The 15,122-nt window shown below is 64.9% G+C and carries 16 protein-coding genes; 13 read left to right on the forward strand and 3 right to left on the reverse strand.

All coding sequences use genetic code 11. The features are described from left to right. Positions 1-31: 31 nt before the first annotated feature. The 3 genes from kynA to H7U20_RS27155 form a co-directional block, all read right to left on the reverse strand. On the reverse strand, positions 32-886 hold the full coding sequence (gene kynA, locus H7U20_RS27145) for a tryptophan 2,3-dioxygenase (RefSeq protein WP_199762267.1): 855 nt from the start codon (positions 884-886) through the stop codon (positions 32-34). Positions 887-910: 24 nt separating this feature from the next. Continuing rightward, positions 911-2,161, reverse strand: coding sequence for a kynureninase (kynU, locus tag H7U20_RS27150; protein WP_199762268.1), 1,251 nt, complete (start codon positions 2,159-2,161; stop codon positions 911-913). A gap of 194 nt (positions 2,162-2,355) precedes the next feature. Beyond that, positions 2,356-2,691 carry a hypothetical protein gene (locus H7U20_RS27155; protein ID WP_199762269.1) on the reverse strand — a complete coding sequence of 112 codons (336 nt, stop codon included), beginning with the start codon at positions 2,689-2,691 and terminating at the stop codon, positions 2,356-2,358. Positions 2,692-2,822: 131 nt separating this feature from the next. Here H7U20_RS27155 and flhD point away from each other — a divergent pair, with 131 nt between their 5' ends. The 13 genes from flhD (at position 2,823) to H7U20_RS27220 (ending at position 15,065) form a co-directional block, all read left to right on the forward strand. After that, positions 2,823-3,140: a flagellar transcriptional regulator FlhD gene (flhD, locus tag H7U20_RS27160; protein WP_199762270.1), complete on the forward strand. Its 318-nt coding sequence runs from the start codon at positions 2,823-2,825 to the stop codon at positions 3,138-3,140. 86 nt (positions 3,141-3,226) lie between these two features. Beyond that, a complete protein-coding gene (flhC, locus tag H7U20_RS27165; RefSeq protein WP_199762271.1) occupies positions 3,227-3,775 on the forward strand; it encodes a flagellar transcriptional regulator FlhC in 549 nt (182 codons plus the stop codon). Positions 3,776-3,836: 61 nt separating this feature from the next. Then, positions 3,837-4,607, forward strand: coding sequence for a class I SAM-dependent methyltransferase (locus tag H7U20_RS27170; RefSeq protein WP_199762272.1), 771 nt, complete (start codon positions 3,837-3,839; stop codon positions 4,605-4,607). A gap of 182 nt (positions 4,608-4,789) precedes the next feature. Beyond that, positions 4,790-5,650 carry a flagellar motor stator protein MotA gene (gene motA, locus H7U20_RS27175; RefSeq protein ID WP_199762273.1) on the forward strand — a complete coding sequence of 287 codons (861 nt, stop codon included), beginning with the start codon at positions 4,790-4,792 and terminating at the stop codon, positions 5,648-5,650. 52 nt (positions 5,651-5,702) lie between these two features. Then, positions 5,703-6,635, forward strand: a complete 933-nt coding sequence (motB, locus tag H7U20_RS27180) for a flagellar motor protein MotB (protein WP_199762274.1) — start codon at positions 5,703-5,705, stop codon at positions 6,633-6,635. 47 nt (positions 6,636-6,682) lie between these two features. Further along, positions 6,683-7,231, forward strand: coding sequence for a chemotaxis protein (locus tag H7U20_RS27185; RefSeq protein ID WP_199762275.1), 549 nt, complete (start codon positions 6,683-6,685; stop codon positions 7,229-7,231). Between the two features lie 71 nt (positions 7,232-7,302). Further along, positions 7,303-7,668: a response regulator gene (locus H7U20_RS27190; protein ID WP_199762276.1), complete on the forward strand. Its 366-nt coding sequence runs from the start codon at positions 7,303-7,305 to the stop codon at positions 7,666-7,668. A gap of 45 nt (positions 7,669-7,713) precedes the next feature. Continuing rightward, a complete protein-coding gene (cheA, locus tag H7U20_RS27195) occupies positions 7,714-9,900 on the forward strand; it encodes a chemotaxis protein CheA (protein ID WP_199762277.1) in 2,187 nt (728 codons plus the stop codon). A gap of 26 nt (positions 9,901-9,926) precedes the next feature. Then, positions 9,927-10,415, forward strand: coding sequence for a chemotaxis protein CheW (locus H7U20_RS27200; protein ID WP_199762278.1), 489 nt, complete (start codon positions 9,927-9,929; stop codon positions 10,413-10,415). 154 nt (positions 10,416-10,569) lie between these two features. After that, on the forward strand, positions 10,570-12,312 hold the full coding sequence (locus H7U20_RS27205; protein ID WP_199762279.1) for a methyl-accepting chemotaxis protein: 1,743 nt from the start codon (positions 10,570-10,572) through the stop codon (positions 12,310-12,312). 119 nt (positions 12,313-12,431) lie between these two features. Beyond that, positions 12,432-13,295, forward strand: a complete 864-nt coding sequence (locus tag H7U20_RS27210; RefSeq protein WP_199762280.1) for a CheR family methyltransferase — start codon at positions 12,432-12,434, stop codon at positions 13,293-13,295. Positions 13,296-13,307: 12 nt separating this feature from the next. After that, positions 13,308-13,907, forward strand: coding sequence for a chemoreceptor glutamine deamidase CheD (cheD, locus tag H7U20_RS27215; RefSeq protein WP_199762281.1), 600 nt, complete (start codon positions 13,308-13,310; stop codon positions 13,905-13,907). 87 nt (positions 13,908-13,994) lie between these two features. After that, entirely contained in the window at positions 13,995-15,065 is a 1,071-nt protein-coding gene (locus H7U20_RS27220) for a protein-glutamate methylesterase/protein-glutamine glutaminase (protein ID WP_199762282.1), read from the forward strand. The last annotated feature ends 57 nt before the right edge of the window (positions 15,066-15,122 follow it).

Raw genomic sequence — 15,122 nt, forward strand, 5'->3', positions numbered from 1 at the left:
ATTTTGCTGACCCCGGGGGATTTTGGGCGGCTTAGAGGGCGGTGCGCAGCGCGAACAGTTCGGGGAACAGCACCACGTCGAGCATCTTGCGCAGGTAGCTGACGCCGGCGGTGCCGCCGGTGCCGGTCTTGAAGCCGATGATGCGCTCGACCGTGGTGACGTGGCGGAAGCGCCAGAAGCGGAACGAGGTCTCCAGGTCGACCAGCTTTTCGGCCAGCTCGTACAGCGCCCAGTGTTTGGCCGGGTCGCGGTAGACCTCCAGCCAGGCCGCCTTGACCGATTCGTCGGCGACGGTGGCCAGGGTCCAGTCGCCGTTCAGGCGCTCGGGCGTGATCGCCAGGCCGTTGCGGGCCAATAGTTTGATCGACTCGTCGTACACCGAGGGCGCGCGCAGCGCCGCGTCCAAGGTGGCGAAGGCGGCCGGCGCGGTGTTGTGGACGTTGAGCAGGGCGGCGTTCTTGTTCCCCAAAATGAATTCGATCTCGCGGTACTGGTAGGACTGGAAGCCGGACGAGGCGCCCAGGTAGGGCCGGATGGCCGAGTACTCCGGCGGCGTCATCGTCGCCAGCACGTCCCAGGCGTGCACCAGCTGGTCCATGATGCGGGCCACCCGGGCCAGCATCTTGAAGGCCGGCGCCAGGTTGTCGGCCTGCAGATTGGCGCGCACGGCGTGCATCTCGTGCAGCATCAGCTTCATCCACAGCTCGCTGGTCTGGTGCTGGACGATGAACAGCATCTCGTTGTGGTTGGGCGAGAGCGGGTGCTGGGCGGTCAGGATCCGGTCCAGCGCCAGGTAGTCGCCGTAGCTCATCGATTCGCTGAAATCCATCTGCGCGCCGTGCCACTGGGCGTGCGGGCATTGCGGGCTGTCGTTCTTGTCGGTCATGGTGGCTCTATTCTTGTGGTGGGGTCAGGTCACGGCGTCGCGCTTGGCGGCGATGTCGTAGGCGGTGTCGTCGAGGATCTGGCGCAGGATCTCGACCGCGTCCCAGACCTCGGTGTAACTGGTGTACAGCGGCGTGAAGCCGAAGCGCATGATGGCCGGCTCGCGGTAGTCGCCCACCACGCCGCGCGCGATCAGCGCCTGCATCACGGCGTAACCGTGCGGATGGGTGAAGCTGACGTGGCTGCCGCGGCGGGCGTGCTGGCGCGGCGTCACCAGGCCGAGCGGATGGGCGGCGCAGCGTTGCTCGACCAATTCGATGAACAGGTCGGTCAGCGCCAGCGACTTGGCGCGGAGCGCCGCCATGTCGGTCTGCTCGAACACTTCCAGGCCGCTTTCGACCATCGCCAGCGAGACGATCGGTTGGGTGCCGCACAGGGCGCGGCCGATGCCCTCGGTGGGGGCGAAGTCGGGCGCCATGGCGAACGGCGCGGCGTGGCCCCACCAGCCGGACAGGGGCTGGCGGAAGCGCGCCTGGTGCTTGGCCGGCACCCAGATGAAGGCCGGCGCGCCGGGGCCGCCGTTCAGGTATTTGTAGGTGCAGCCGACCGCCAGGTCGGCGCCGTCGCCGTTCAGGTCGAGCGGCACGGCGCCGGCCGAGTGGGCCAGGTCCCAGACGATCAGGGCGCCGGCGGCGTGGGCCAGCGCGCTGGTGGCGCGCATGTCGTGCTGATAGCCGCTGCGGTAGTTGACGTGGGTCAGCATGACGACGGCGGTGTCGCCGTCGATGGCGGCGGCGATCTGCTCGACCGAGTCGACCAGGCGCACCGAGTAGCCGCGCGCCAGCCAGCCGGCCAGGCCCTGGGCCATGTAGATGTCGGTGGGGAAGTTGCTGCGTTCGGTGACCAGCACGCGCCGCGCCGCCGTGGCCGGCGCGTCGGCCTGCATCCGCAGGGCGGCGGCCAGCGCCTTGAACAGGTTGACCGAGGTGGTGTCGGTGACCACCACCTCGTCCCGGCCGGCGCCGAGCAGCGGGGCGAGGCGGTTGCCCAGGTGCTTGGGCAGGTCGAACCAGCCGGCGCTGTTCCAGCTGCGGATCAGGTCGTGGCCCCATTCGCGGGCGATGACGTCCTGGGCGCGGGCCAGCGCGGCGCGCGGCCGGGCGCCGAGGGAGTTGCCGTCCAGGTAGATCAGGCCGGCGGGCAGGTCGAACTGGGCGCGCAGGGCGGCGAGCGGATCTTGCGCGTCGCGGCCCAGGCAATCGTCACGTGTTGTCATTAAGTAACTTTCTATGGCTGTGAGGAGATACTTGAAGCTTCATGTATTTTTCGATGCATGGCGGAGTGTAGCAATTTCTTACCGCCGCAACCACAAAATGGACCGCGCGGGTGCCGCCATGGCGTTCCCCCATCCTGTCGAAAGCCGCATGGGCAGGGGCATGCGGGCCGATCGCGCAAGTATTTCCAGATTTTTTAAAAATAATTCAAAAAAACCCTAAAGTTCCCCGCAACGGCGCCGTTACCAGTTTCATGAAGAGCGGAAATGGGTCGATATTGCGATTCCTTAAGTTCTTCAGGCGGCAGGCGGGAAAGTCGAAAATAGTTAAAAATATTTCGTCCGAACCCTAAAGTTCCTGAAAAGGCTGTCGTTAAAGAGTCAGATGTAGCAAAAAAGAGTCGACTTGAATCAAATAAGTTGTACGTGCCAAGGGCCATTTTTGAAGCTGCCAGACCAGCAAATATCCGCGCCGCTAGGGCGTCGGCAAGCAATCCGCGAGTGTTTGTAAGACAAACACCGACGGGTCGCATCCGCTATTTCCCGACGGAAAATACAGCGCACCACCTCTTCTCGCATTTTTGTTGCTCAAGCAGAATGTATCTCACTGGAAACGCAAACGTGTTCCGGAGTGAATACCACGCAACGGATTGAGGAGATGGAAATGACTGCAAACGACATGATGGCTGAGATTCGCGATGCCAACCTGAGCTACCTGATGTTGGCTCAGCAAATGATCCGCGCGGACAAGGTGACCGCCATCTTCCGCCTGGGCATCGCCGCCGAGATCGCCGACCTGATCGAGGGCATGAGCAACGCGCAGATCCTCAAGCTGGCGGGCGGCAACATGATGTTGGCCCGCTTCCGCTTCGACGACAGCGCCATCCTGTCGATGCTGACCAGCCACAATAAAGACCGCGTGCTGGCCCAGTCGCACGCCGCCATCCTGATGGCCGGCCAGGCGGTCGAAGAAATCGCTTAAGCCCGGTCGTCGGCAAGAATAGTCGTCAAGAATAGTCGTCAACACGCAGTCAGCTGTCCGCAACGCAACGTCCCGGAGTCGATATCATGGCCAAGAAGAGTGTAGTGTCCGAAGCGCAAGAGATTCAACTGGCGATTGAATTGATCCAGCTCGGCGCCCGCCTGCAATTGCTCGAAACCGAGGTGTCGCTGTCGCGCGAACGCCTGCTCAAGCTGTACAAGGAACTCAAGGGCGTGTCGCCGCCGAAGGGCATGCTGCCGTTCTCGACCGACTGGTTCCTCACCTGGCAGCCGAACATCCACTCCTCGCTGTTCATCAACATCCACAAATTCCTCGTCGACCACGCCGGCGCCGGCGGCATCGAGGCGGTGATGAAGGCCTACAAGCTGTACCTGGAACAAATGCCGCCCGAGCCGGGCGAAGAGCCGATGCTGTCGCTGACCCGCGCCTGGACCCTGGTGCGTTTCTTCAGCGGCAAGATGCTGGAGCTGGCCCCCTGCGGCAAATGCCAGGGCAGGTTCGTGGTCAACTGCATGGACTTGAACGGCAGTTATGTCTGCGGCCTGTGCCACATGCCTTCGCGCGCCGGCAAGACCAAAAAAGCCAAGATCGCCGACGCGCTGCTGGCGGCGTGATCCAGCCTTCCCCCATCTTCCAAGCGCGCGGCCGGGCATGAGTTCCCGGCCGCGTTTTGCCATGCGCTGGCCGCGTTTGGCGCGGCTGTGGCGGGCGCCGGCGGTGCGCGCCTTGCTGCTGCAGGCGCTGGCGCTGCTGCCCGCTTTTCTCCTGTTGAGTTTGCTGGCCCGCCTCGGCCACACCGTCACGCCGCTGCTGGCGGCGCTGACGCAGGGCGCCTGCGCGGCGGCGCTCGGCTGGTGCGCCGGCCTGGCCGTCTGGTGGCGCCCGATCCAGCTGCTGTTCCCGCTGGCCCTGCTGGGCGCCAGCGCCTGGCATTTGCCGCCGGCCTGGTTCCTGTCGGTCTTCCTCTTCCTGCTCGGCCTGTACTGGTCGACCTTCCGCACCCAGGTGCCTTACTATCCGTCCAATCCGGCCGTGTGGGCGGCGGTGCAGCAGTTGCTGCCGGCCGGTCCGGCGCGCATGGTCGACATCGGCAGCGGCCTGGGCGGATTGGTGCTGCACCTGGCGCGCCGCCGCGCCGACGTCGACTGCGTCGGCATCGAACTGGCGCCGCTGCCCTGGCTGCTCAGCCGTCTGCGCGCCGCGCTGGCCGGCAGCCGCGCCCGCTTTCTGCGCGGCGATTACGAGGAACTTGATTTCGCTCAATTCGACCTCGTCTTCGCCTACCTGTCGCCGGCCGTGATGGGCCAGCTGTGGCGCAAGGCGGCGGCCGAAATGCGCCCCGGCTCGCTGCTGCTCAGCTATGAGTTCGCCATCGTCGGGCGCCCGCCCGACAAGACCATCCACGCCACAGCGGGCGGCGCCGCACTCTACGGATGGTACTTTTAAGCATCATTTTGCGTTATTTGCTTGCCCCTGCCACCACTCTCACGCTATTGTAGTTCCACATGTAAATTTATTGAATTCGAGCGTATTCAAGGGGGAGTTCCCCCCTTTTGGGTGGCCGCTCGCCGGCCTCGGCGGCGCCGGACGGCGCCGGCAGCTCATTCAGACATTGGGAGTCAGCGCACTTGTTAGTCATAATCGGTTATGTCATCGTTTGTTTCGGCGTGTTCGGCGGTTTCGCGATGGGCGGCGGCCACTTGGCCGCGCTGTTCCAGCCGCTCGAATTGCTGATGATCGGTGGCGGCGCCCTCGGCGCCTTCCTGGTCGGCAACAACGGCAAGGCGATCAAGGCCACCCTGGCCGCCATCCCCACGCTGTTCCAGGGGTCGCGCTACACCAAAGAGCTGTACATGGAGTTGATGTCGCTGTTGTTCGACGTGCTGTCCAAGGTGCGCAAGGAAGGCTTGATGTCGATCGAGGGCGACATCGACAGTCCGAACGAGAGCCCGCTGTTCAACAAGTATCCCAGCGTGCTGCACGACCACCATATCGTCGAGTTCATGACCGATTACCTGCGGCTGATGGTGTCCGGCAATATGGACGCCTTCCAGATCGAGAACCTGATGGACAACGAGATCGAGACCCACCACCACGAGGGCGCCGTGCCGGGCCACGCCATCGCCAAGCTGGGCGACGGCATGCCGGCCTTCGGCATCGTGGCGGCGGTGATGGGGGTGGTGCACACCATGGAGTCGGTCGGCATTCCACCGGCCGAGCTGGGCATCCTGATCGCCCACGCGCTGGTCGGCACCTTCCTCGGCATTTTGCTGGCCTACGGTTTCGTCGGGCCGCTGGCCAGCCTGCTGGAACAGAAGCTCGACGAGTCGACCAAGATGTACCAGTGCGTCAAGGTGACGCTGCTGGCCAGCCTGAACGGCTACGCGCCGGCGCTGGCGGTGGAGTTCGGCCGCAAGGTGCTGTACTCGACCGAACGGCCGAGTTTCGCCGAACTCGAGGACCACATCAAAAAGTCCAAGTCCAAGTAGGCGCGGGCGCACCATATGATGTTTGCAACGATGGAAACAACGGGGATTCGACATGGCTGAAGAGGGCTTGCGGCCAATTATCGTCAAACGCATCAAGAAAACCGCCGGCGGCCACCACGGCGGCGCGTGGAAGATCGCGTATGCCGACTTCGTGACGGCGATGATGGCCTTCTTCCTGTTGATGTGGTTGCTCGGCTCGACCACCAAGGGCGACCTGAACGGCATCTCCGAATACTTCAAGACGCCGCTCAAGGTGGCCATGCAGGGCGGCGCCGGCAGCGGCGACAGCTCGTCGGTGATCCCCGGCGGCGGCAAGGACCTGACCCGGCGCGACGGCCAGGTGCGCAACGCCGACGACCCGACCATCAAGAAGACCTACAACCTGAGCGCCGCCAAGGCCGCCATGGAACGCGAGGAGGCGGCGCGGCTGCAACAGTTGAAGGAAAAGATCGAGGCCAAGATCGAGTCCAATCCGCTGTTGAAGAAGTACAAGAACCAGCTGCTGCTCGACTTCACCAGCGAGGGCCTGCGCATCCAGATCGTCGACGAGCAGAACCGTCCGATGTTCGCGCTGGCCAAGGCCGAGCTGCAACCGTACACCCGCGAGATCCTGCACGAGATCGGCTTCGTGCTGAACGACGTGCCGAACAAGATCGGCCTGTCCGGCCACACCGACTCGACGCCCTATATGAGCGACGCCGGCTACAGCAACTGGGAATTGTCGGCCGACCGCGCCAACGCCTCGCGCCGCGAGCTGATCGCCGGCGGCATGAGCGAGGCCAAGATGTTGCGCGTGGTCGGGCTGGCCTCGGCCGCCCACCTCGACAAGCTCGACCCGTTCAACCCGGTCAACCGGCGCATCAGCATCATCGTGATGAACAAGAAGACCGAGGAAAACGTGATGCGCGACGGCGCCAAGATCGAAGTGGGCGCCGAGGAGCAGGGCGCGGCGGCGCCGGCGGCGCCAGCCCGCGCCAGGAAATAGCGCAGCGCGTCCCCGCGGGGGCGCTGTTACACCAGAACGAGACTGTTATGACGAGAAAAAAAATCCTTGGTTCACATGTCAAACGCCTGCTGTCGGGCGTGTCCGACCACGGCAAGAAACATCTGACCGAAGTCGAGACCGACCTGATCCAGACCGGCCTGCTGTTGGAGGAGGCGATCGAAAAGCTGTCCTTCAACTTCATGGCGATCCACCAGGCGGTCGAGGGGCAGCAGGAGACCATCCGCCTGCTGCTCGAGGGCGGCGACCCGACGCCGGAGCACCGCGCCCAGCTCGAGGCGCTGCAGGGCCAGGTCGGCGGCTATGTCAACGCCGCCATCACCAGCATGCAGTTCCAGGACATGACCAGCCAGCTGATCGACCGCACCCTGAAGCGCGTCACCGGCCTGCGCGAATTTCTCGGCACGCTGGGCGCCCACGGCGCCGAGATGTTGCCTGAAAGCGACAACGAGGAGATTGTCGACCTGCTCGGTAAAGTCAGCATGGCGCTGGCGATTCAAAGCCTGGAGTTGCGCAGCGTGCTGCGCAAGGCCGTCAGTCAAAAGCACCTGGAGAGTGGCGACATCGAGCTGTTTTAGCCCGACCGCCCTTGATCGATCGTTAATAAAGCGGGGCCGCTGTCCCGGAATTTCAAAGAGTGAGAGCAAAGATGGCAAAGACAATACTTGCAGTGGATGATTCCAGTTCCTTGCGCCAGATGGTGGCCTTCAGCCTGAAGGCGGCCGGTTACCTGGTGGTCGAGGCGGTCGACGGCCAGGACGGCCTGGAAAAGGCCAAGCAGCAGGCGGTCGATCTGGTGCTGACCGACCAGAACATGCCGCGCATGGACGGCCTCGAGCTGATCAAGCTGTTGCGCGATCTGCCGGCCTACCAGAAGGTGCCCATCCTGATGCTGACCACCGAGTCGTCCGACGAGATGAAAGCCAAGGGCCGCGCTGCCGGCGCCAACGGCTGGCTGGTCAAGCCCTTCGATCCGCAGCGCCTGATCGAGGTGGTCAAAAAGGTCATCGGCTGATGAAGCGAGTGCAATGATGTCGAGCGAACTACACGGAGTAACCCCATGACCATCGATATAAGCCAGTTCTTCCAGGTCTTTTTCGATGAGGCCGAGGAACTGCTGGCTGAAATGGAACGGCTGTTGCTGGCCGTCGACCTGGACAATCCCGATGCCGAGGACCTCAACGCGGTCTTCCGCACCGCCCATTCCATCAAGGGGGGCGCCTCGACGTTCGGCGTGACCGACATGACCGAGGTCACCCACATCCTGGAGACCCTGCTCGACCGCATCCGCAAGGGCGAGATGGCGCTCACCACCGAGCACGTCGACGCCTTCCTGGCCGCCAAGGACATCCTCAAGATGCAGCTCGACGGCCACCGCCTCGGCAGCGCGGTCGACCTCGACGCCGTCGCCGACGTCGGCATGATGCTGCAGTCGCTGTCGCAGGACACGCCGGTGGCGGCGCTGGCGCCGATGGCGCCGGGCTTCAACGCGCCCGAGGTGAAGGTGGTCGACCACAGCGGCGGGCGGCGTTACCGCCTCGAGCTGCCGGTGATGGTGCACCGCGAGGTGACCGCGCTGGGCGCCGAGCTGGGCCTGATGGGCCACGTCTCGATCACCCCGCTCGACCACGACCGCAACGCCATGCTGGTGACCACCCACGAGAGCCTCGACGACATCATCGCCATCTGCTCCTTCGTGCTCGACCCCGAGCAGATGACGGTGACCGAGTTGCCGGCGCTCGACGCCGCCCAGGCCCGCCTGGAGCACGCCGAGCGCGCCCAGACCGAGGCCGACCTCGGCTACGGCTTCTTCGACGAGATCGAGCTGCTGCCGCCGCAGGTGGGCGGGGTCGGCTACGGCTTCTTCCAGCCGATCGAGCAGATCCGCGCCACGGCCGAGGCCGGCGCCGACGACAACCGCGGCTACGGCTTCTTCGAGCCGATCGAACAGATCCGCGCCGCCGCCGGCATCGTCGTCGAGGCCGCGCCGGCCGTCGTCGCCCAGGTCGAGGAGCTGGAGAAGAAACCGGCCAAGGGCGAGAAGGCCGCCGCCGGCGCCGAGGCCGGTTCCATCCGCGTCTCGATCGAGAAGGTCGACCAGCTGATCAACCTGGTCGGCGAGCTGGTCATCACCCAGGCGATGATCGAGCAGCGCGTCGACACGCTCGACCCGATGAAACACGAGCGCCTGCTCAACAGCGTCAGCCAGCTGACCCGCAACACGCGCGACCTGCAAGAGGCGGTGATGTCGATCCGCATGATGCCGATGGACTTCGTCTTCTCGCGCTTCCCGCGCATGGTGCGCGACCTGGCCGCCAAGCTGGGCAAGAAGGTCGACTTCATCACCAACGGCGCCGCCACCGAGCTCGACAAGGGCTTGATCGAGCGCATCGTCGACCCGCTGACCCACCTGGTGCGCAACAGCATCGACCACGGCATCGAGATGCCCGAGGTGCGCCGCGCCGGCGGCAAGAGCGACGCCGGCCGCCTGTTCCTGTCGGCCAGCCACCAGGGCGGCAACATCATCATCGAGGTGTCCGACGACGGCGGCGGCCTGAACCGCGAGCGCATCCTCGCCAAGGCGGCGCAGAACGGCCTGCCGCTGGGCGAGAACATGAGCGACGCCGACGTCTGGCAACTGATCTTCGCGCCCGGCTTCTCGACCGCCGAGACGGTCACCGACGTGTCCGGCCGCGGGGTCGGCATGGACGTGGTCAAGCGCAACATCACCGCCATGGGCGGGGTGGTCGACATCCGCTCGGCCAAGGGCTTCGGCACCACCATTTCGATCTCGCTGCCGCTCACCCTGGCGATCCTCGACGGCATGTCGATCCGCGTCGGCGAGGAGGTCTACATCCTGCCGCTCGGCTTCGTCATCGAGTCGCTGCAGCCGGCGCCCGAGGACGTCAAGGAGATCAGCGGCAAGGGCACGGTGGTCAAGGTGCGCGGCGAATACCTGCCCTTGATCCCGCTGTACCAGATGTTCGACATCACGCCGCGCTTCGCCGACCCGTCCGAGGGCATCGTCGTCATCATCGAGACGGACGGCCGCAAGGCCGGCCTGTTCATCGACGACCTGGTCGGCCAGCAGCAGGTGGTGGTGAAGAACCTCGAATCGAACTACCGCAAGGTGGCCGGCATCTCCGGCGCCACCATCCTGGGCGATGGCGGCGTTTCGCTGATCCTCGACGTGGCGGCGCTGATCCGCTCGTCGCGCCAGCTGGCCGACGAATCCATTTTTTCCTGACCGCAGCAACCATATAGGAATCCACCATGGCAGACGCACTCACCACCGGCGCCAAAGAAATCGCCGGCCACGAATTCCTCGCCTTCACGCTGGGCTCGGAGGAGTACGGTATCGACATCCTCAAGGTGCAGGAGATCCGTGGCTACGAAACGGTCACCCGCATCGCCAACGCGCCGGCCTTCATCAAGGGCGTCATCAACCTGCGCGGCATCATCATCCCGGTGGTGGACATGCGCATCAAGTTCAACCTGGGCGAGCCGGTGTACGACCAGTTCACCGTGGTCATCATCCTCAACATCAACGGCCGCATCGTCGGCATGGTGGTCGATTCGGTGTCCGACGTGACCACCCTGACGCCGGAGCAGGTCAAGCCGGCGCCGGAGATGGGCACCGCCTTCAGCACCGACTACATGATCGGCCTGGGCACCATCGACGAGCGCATGCTGATCCTGGTCGACATCGACAAGCTGATGTCGAGCCCGGAGATGGGCCTGATCGACATGTTGGCCGCCTGAGGCGGCTGCGCGGCGGCTGGTAAGACAAGCGGGTGATCGTGCCACAGAGGACGACACCGGCCGGACGGCGATCCGGCGCACGGGGTCCGCAAGCAGCACCCGGTGGACAGACAAAAAAACAAGCGGCATATTGGCACATCAAGGGGAGACTACAATGAACTTACGCGACTTTAAAATTGGTGCACGTCTGGGAATCGGCTTCGGGATCATTTTGCTGATTCTGGTCGCGATGGTGTTGTCGGCCAACTTCCTCAACTACAGCAACAAGAACCAGCTGACCAAGGGCCTGCAACTGTCGACCGCGAAGAACCTGCAGGCGGCGACGATGAAGAGCGCGATGCTGGAAACCGGCATCGCCATGCGCAACATCGGCCTGCAGTCCGACGTCAGCCTGATGCAGAAGGAAGAGGGCAAGGTCAAGGACCAGCGCAAACGCTACGAGGCGGCGGTCGCCGCGCTGAAGGCGCTGGGCCTGAACGACGCCGAGAACAAGGTGCTGAGCGATATCGCCGCCCTCGACAAGGACGTCGACACCGCCTTCAAGGAGGCGATCGGCCAGGTGCTGGCCTTCAACAGCGAGGGCGCGGCCAAGGTCATCGCCAGCCGCATCGACCCGCTCAACACCCAGACGCTGGCCTCGATCAACAAGCTGGTCGAGATGCAGCAAGCCACCGCCGCCGAGGTGATGGACGGCTCGGTGGCCGCCGACACCCGCCTGATGTTGATGCTGTTCGGCCTCGGCGCCGTCGCCGTCGCGCTGGGCGTGGCCTGCGCCTTCGTCATCACCCGTTCGATCACCGGGCCGCTGTCGGGCGCGGTCGAGGTGGCGCAGAAGGTCGCCGGCGGCGAGCTGACCTCGCACGTGATCGTCGAGGGCAAGGACGAGACCAGCGAGCTGCTGCAGGCGCTCAAGGACATGAACGACAGCTTGGCCAAGACGGTCGGCGACGTGCGCGCCGGCACCGAGACGATCACCGTCGCCTCGCAGGAGATCGCCTCGGGCAACGCCGACCTGTCCTCGCGCACCGAGTCGCAGGCCAGCTCGCTGGAACAGACCGCCAGCTCGATGGAGGAGCTGACCTCGACCGTCAAACAGAACGCCGACAACGCGCGCCAGGCCAACCAGCTGGCCGTGTCGGCCTCGTCGGTGGCGGTGAAGGGCGGCAGCGTGGTGTCGCAGGTGGTCGACACCATGGGCTCGATCAAGGAAAGCTCGCGCAAGATCGTCGACATCATCGGCGTGATCGACGGCATCGCCTTCCAGACGAATATTCTGGCGCTCAACGCCGCCGTCGAGGCGGCCCGCGCCGGCGAGCAGGGCCGCGGCTTCGCCGTGGTCGCCTCCGAGGTGCGCAACCTGGCGCAGCGCTCGGCCGGCGCCGCCAAGGAGATCAAGGAACTGATCGGCGACTCGGTCAACAAGGTCGACGCCGGCAGCAAGCTGGTCGACGAGGCCGGCCAGACCATGGACCTGATCGTCACCTCGATCAAGCAGGTGGCCGACATCATGGGCGAGATCACCGCCGCCACCCAGGAACAGAGCAACGGCATCGAGGAGGTCAACCAGGCCATCACCCAGATGGACGAAATGACCCAGCAGAACGCCGCCCTGGTCGAGCAGGCCGCCGCCGCCGCCGAGAGCATGCAGGAGCAGGCGCAGAAGCTGGCGCAGGCGGTCAGCATCTTCAAACTGTCGAGCGATGACAACACCCTGCGCCGTCCGGCGCCGCAGGTGGCCGCCCGGCCGACGGCCGGCAAGGCGGTCGCCGTGACGGCGCCGCGCGCGGCGCCGGCCGCTCCTGCCGCGGCGGCGCGGCCCGCCGCCCCGGCGGCGCGTGCGGCCACGCCGAAAAAACTCAGCGCGGCGGCCAGCAGCGACGAGTGGGAAGAGTTCTAATGCGGGTTTTAATGCAGCGCAATGTAAGGTAATGTAGTAGCGTAGTACGTCGGCGCGTTCCGCGCGCCGGCGCCGCAAGGCGCAAGGCATTGTTCCAGTATCAAATAAGGGTTTAACAAATGCCGCAATCTAAAGACACCGTCAAAGAGTTTGACTTCAACGCCAAGGACTTCGAAAGAGTGCGCGGCCTGATTTACAAACGGGCCGGCATCTCGCTGGCCGACAGCAAGCAGGAGATGGTGTACAGCCGCCTGGCGCGGCGCTTGCGCGCCACCGGCATCTCGTCCTTCGTGAAATACCTCGACGACCTCGAAGCCGGCCGCCTGGGCGACGAGTGGGAAGCCTTCACCAACGCCCTGACCACCAACCTGACCTCCTTCTTCCGCGAGGCGCACCACTTCCCGCTGCTCGCCGAGCACGTCAAAAAGCTGGGCGGCCCGATCACCATCTGGTGCTCGGCCGCCTCGACCGGCGAGGAGCCGTATTCGATCGCCATGACCGTGTGCGAGGCCTTCAACACGCTGACGCCGCCGGTCAGCATCATCGCCACCGACATCGACACCAACGTGCTGGCGGCCGGCGCCAACGGCGTCTACACGCTGGACCGGCTCGACAAGATGGCGCCCGAGCGGGCCCGCCGCTTCTTCCAGAAGGGCAAGGGCGAGCGCGAGGGCATGGTGCGCGTGCGCCCCGAGCTGCGCCAGATGATCACCTTCAAGCAGCTCAACCTGCTGGCCGACGGCTGGCCGATCAGCGGCCAGTTCGACGTGATCTTCTGCCGCAACGTGATGATCTATTTCGACAAGGCGACGCAGCGCAAGATCCTGGCGCGCTTCGTGCCGCTGATGAAGCCGGACGCCCTGTTGTTCGCCGGCCACTCGGAGAATTTCCTGTACGTCTCTGAATCCTTGAAACTGCGCGGCAAGACGGTCTACGAGCTGGACCACGGCGGCGCAGGCCAAAAAGCAACGTCGCACCGCTAATGAGACCACGACATGGACCTCGAACAATTTGCCACCAACGTTTATTACGACAGAACGTTTGACTGCGACGCCGCCAAGATCTTGCCGGGCGAGTATTATTTCACCAACAAGGACATGCTGATCGTCACCGTGCTCGGCTCCTGCGTGTCGGCCTGCATCCGCGACCGCGTCACCGGCCTGGGCGGCATGAACCACTTCATGCTGCCCGACGGTGGCGGCGACAACGGCAGCCCGGTGTCGGCCTCGGCCCGCTACGGCACCTACGCGATGGAGATTTTGATCAATGATTTGCTCAAGGCCGGCGCCCGCCGCGAGAACCTGGAGGCCAAGGTGTTCGGCGGCGGCGCCGTGCTGAAGGGCTTCACGGCGATCAACGTGGGCGAACGCAACGCCGCCTTCGTGCTCAACTTCCTCAAGGTGGAAAAGATCCGCGTGGTGGCCGAAGACCTCAACGACATCCACCCGCGCAAGGTGTACTTCTTCCCGCGCACCGGCAAGGTGTTGGTGAAGAAATTGATGCAGGCGCACAACGATACGCTGGCCAAGCGCGAGCTGGACTACGCCAGCCGCCTGAAGAAGGCGCCGGTCGGCGGCGAGATCGACCTGTTCTAGCCGCAACGGGCGGCCGTGCCGCCCGGCAGTTTGTGGCGCGCCGCCGGGCGGCGCGCCGTGTTTGAACCAGAATAAGAAAGTAGCGCTATGAAGATCAAAGTCCTGATCGTCGATGACTCCGCCCTGATCCGCAGTGTCATGACCGAAATTATCAGCAGCCAGCCCGACATGGAGGTGGTCGGCGTGGCCCCCGACCCCCTGGTGGCGCGCGAGTTGATCAAGCAGACCAACCCCGACGTGCTGACCCTCGACGTCGAGATGCCGAAGATGGACGGCCTCGATTTCCTCGAGAAGCTGATGCGGCTGCGGCCGATGCCGGTGGTGATGGTGTCCTCGCTGACCGAGCGCGGCTCGGAGATCACCATGCGCGCGCTGGAGCTGGGCGCGGTCGACTTCGTCACCAAGCCGAAGATCTCGATCCAGACCGGGATGCGCGAGTACACCGAACTGATCGCCGACAAGATCCGCGCCGCCTCGAAGGCGCGCATCCGCGCCCGCACCCTGCCGCAGCCCGGCGACGCCGCCGCCGGCCAGCTGCCGCAGCTGCGCAACCCGCTGACCTCGTCGGAGAAGCTGATCATCATCGGCGCCTCGACCGGCGGCACCGAGGCGATCCGCGAGTTCCTCATGCAGATGCCGTCGGACTGCCCCGGCATCCTGATCACCCAACACATGCCGGAGGGCTTCACGCGCTCCTTCGCCAAGCGCCTCGACACGCTGTGCAAGATCTCGGTGAGCGAGGCGGCCGGCAACGAGCGGGTGCTGCCGGGCCACGCCTACATCGCCCCGGGCCACTCGCACCTGACCCTGACCCGCAGCGGCGCCAACTACATGACCAAGATCGACCAGGGCGAGCCGGTCAACCGCCACCGCCCCTCGGTCGACGTGCTGTTCCGCTCGGCGGCCCAGTGCGCCGGCAAGAACGCGGTCGGCGTGATCCTGACCGGCATGGGCAAGGACGGCGCCCTCGGCATGCTGGAGATGAAGACGGCCGGGGCGTATAATTTCGCCCAGGACGAGGCCAGTTGCGTGGTGTTCGGCATGCCGCGCGAGGCCATCGCGGTGGGCGCCACCCACGAGGTCGGCGCGCTGCAGGCGCTGCCCGGCATGGTGCTGGGCTACCTGGCGGCGCACGGCATGCGCGCTTTGCGTGTTTAATACGCGATAGGCGAGGTTTTCCTGTTACTTTGTTCGCCCCCCGGGCAACGGAAATGC

Origin of the sequence: Rugamonas violacea (genome assembly GCF_016461825.1) — a bacterium.
Taxonomy (GTDB): Bacteria; Pseudomonadota; Gammaproteobacteria; order Burkholderiales; family Burkholderiaceae_D; genus Rugamonas.

Excerpts from the sequence above, each read along its gene's own strand:
- kynA (WP_199762267.1), bottom strand. The coding sequence starts at position 886 with ATGACCGACAAGAACGACAGCCCGCAATGCCCGCACGCCCAGTGGCAC.
- kynU (WP_199762268.1), bottom strand. The coding sequence starts at position 2,161 with ATGACAACACGTGACGATTGCCTGGGCCGCGACGCGCAAGATCCGCTC.
- H7U20_RS27155 (WP_199762269.1), bottom strand. The coding sequence starts at position 2,691 with ATGCGACCCGTCGGTGTTTGTCTTACAAACACTCGCGGATTGCTTGCC.
- flhD (WP_199762270.1), top strand. The coding sequence starts at position 2,823 with ATGACTGCAAACGACATGATGGCTGAGATTCGCGATGCCAACCTGAGC.
- flhC (WP_199762271.1), top strand. The coding sequence starts at position 3,227 with ATGGCCAAGAAGAGTGTAGTGTCCGAAGCGCAAGAGATTCAACTGGCG.
- H7U20_RS27170 (WP_199762272.1), top strand. The coding sequence starts at position 3,837 with ATGCGCTGGCCGCGTTTGGCGCGGCTGTGGCGGGCGCCGGCGGTGCGC.
- motB (WP_199762274.1), top strand. The coding sequence starts at position 5,703 with ATGGCTGAAGAGGGCTTGCGGCCAATTATCGTCAAACGCATCAAGAAA.
- H7U20_RS27185 (WP_199762275.1), top strand. The coding sequence starts at position 6,683 with ATGACGAGAAAAAAAATCCTTGGTTCACATGTCAAACGCCTGCTGTCG.
- H7U20_RS27190 (WP_199762276.1), top strand. The coding sequence starts at position 7,303 with ATGGCAAAGACAATACTTGCAGTGGATGATTCCAGTTCCTTGCGCCAG.
- cheA (WP_199762277.1), top strand. The coding sequence starts at position 7,714 with ATGACCATCGATATAAGCCAGTTCTTCCAGGTCTTTTTCGATGAGGCC.
- H7U20_RS27200 (WP_199762278.1), top strand. The coding sequence starts at position 9,927 with ATGGCAGACGCACTCACCACCGGCGCCAAAGAAATCGCCGGCCACGAA.
- H7U20_RS27205 (WP_199762279.1), top strand. The coding sequence starts at position 10,570 with ATGAACTTACGCGACTTTAAAATTGGTGCACGTCTGGGAATCGGCTTC.
- H7U20_RS27210 (WP_199762280.1), top strand. The coding sequence starts at position 12,432 with ATGCCGCAATCTAAAGACACCGTCAAAGAGTTTGACTTCAACGCCAAG.
- cheD (WP_199762281.1), top strand. The coding sequence starts at position 13,308 with ATGGACCTCGAACAATTTGCCACCAACGTTTATTACGACAGAACGTTT.
- H7U20_RS27220 (WP_199762282.1), top strand. The coding sequence starts at position 13,995 with ATGAAGATCAAAGTCCTGATCGTCGATGACTCCGCCCTGATCCGCAGT.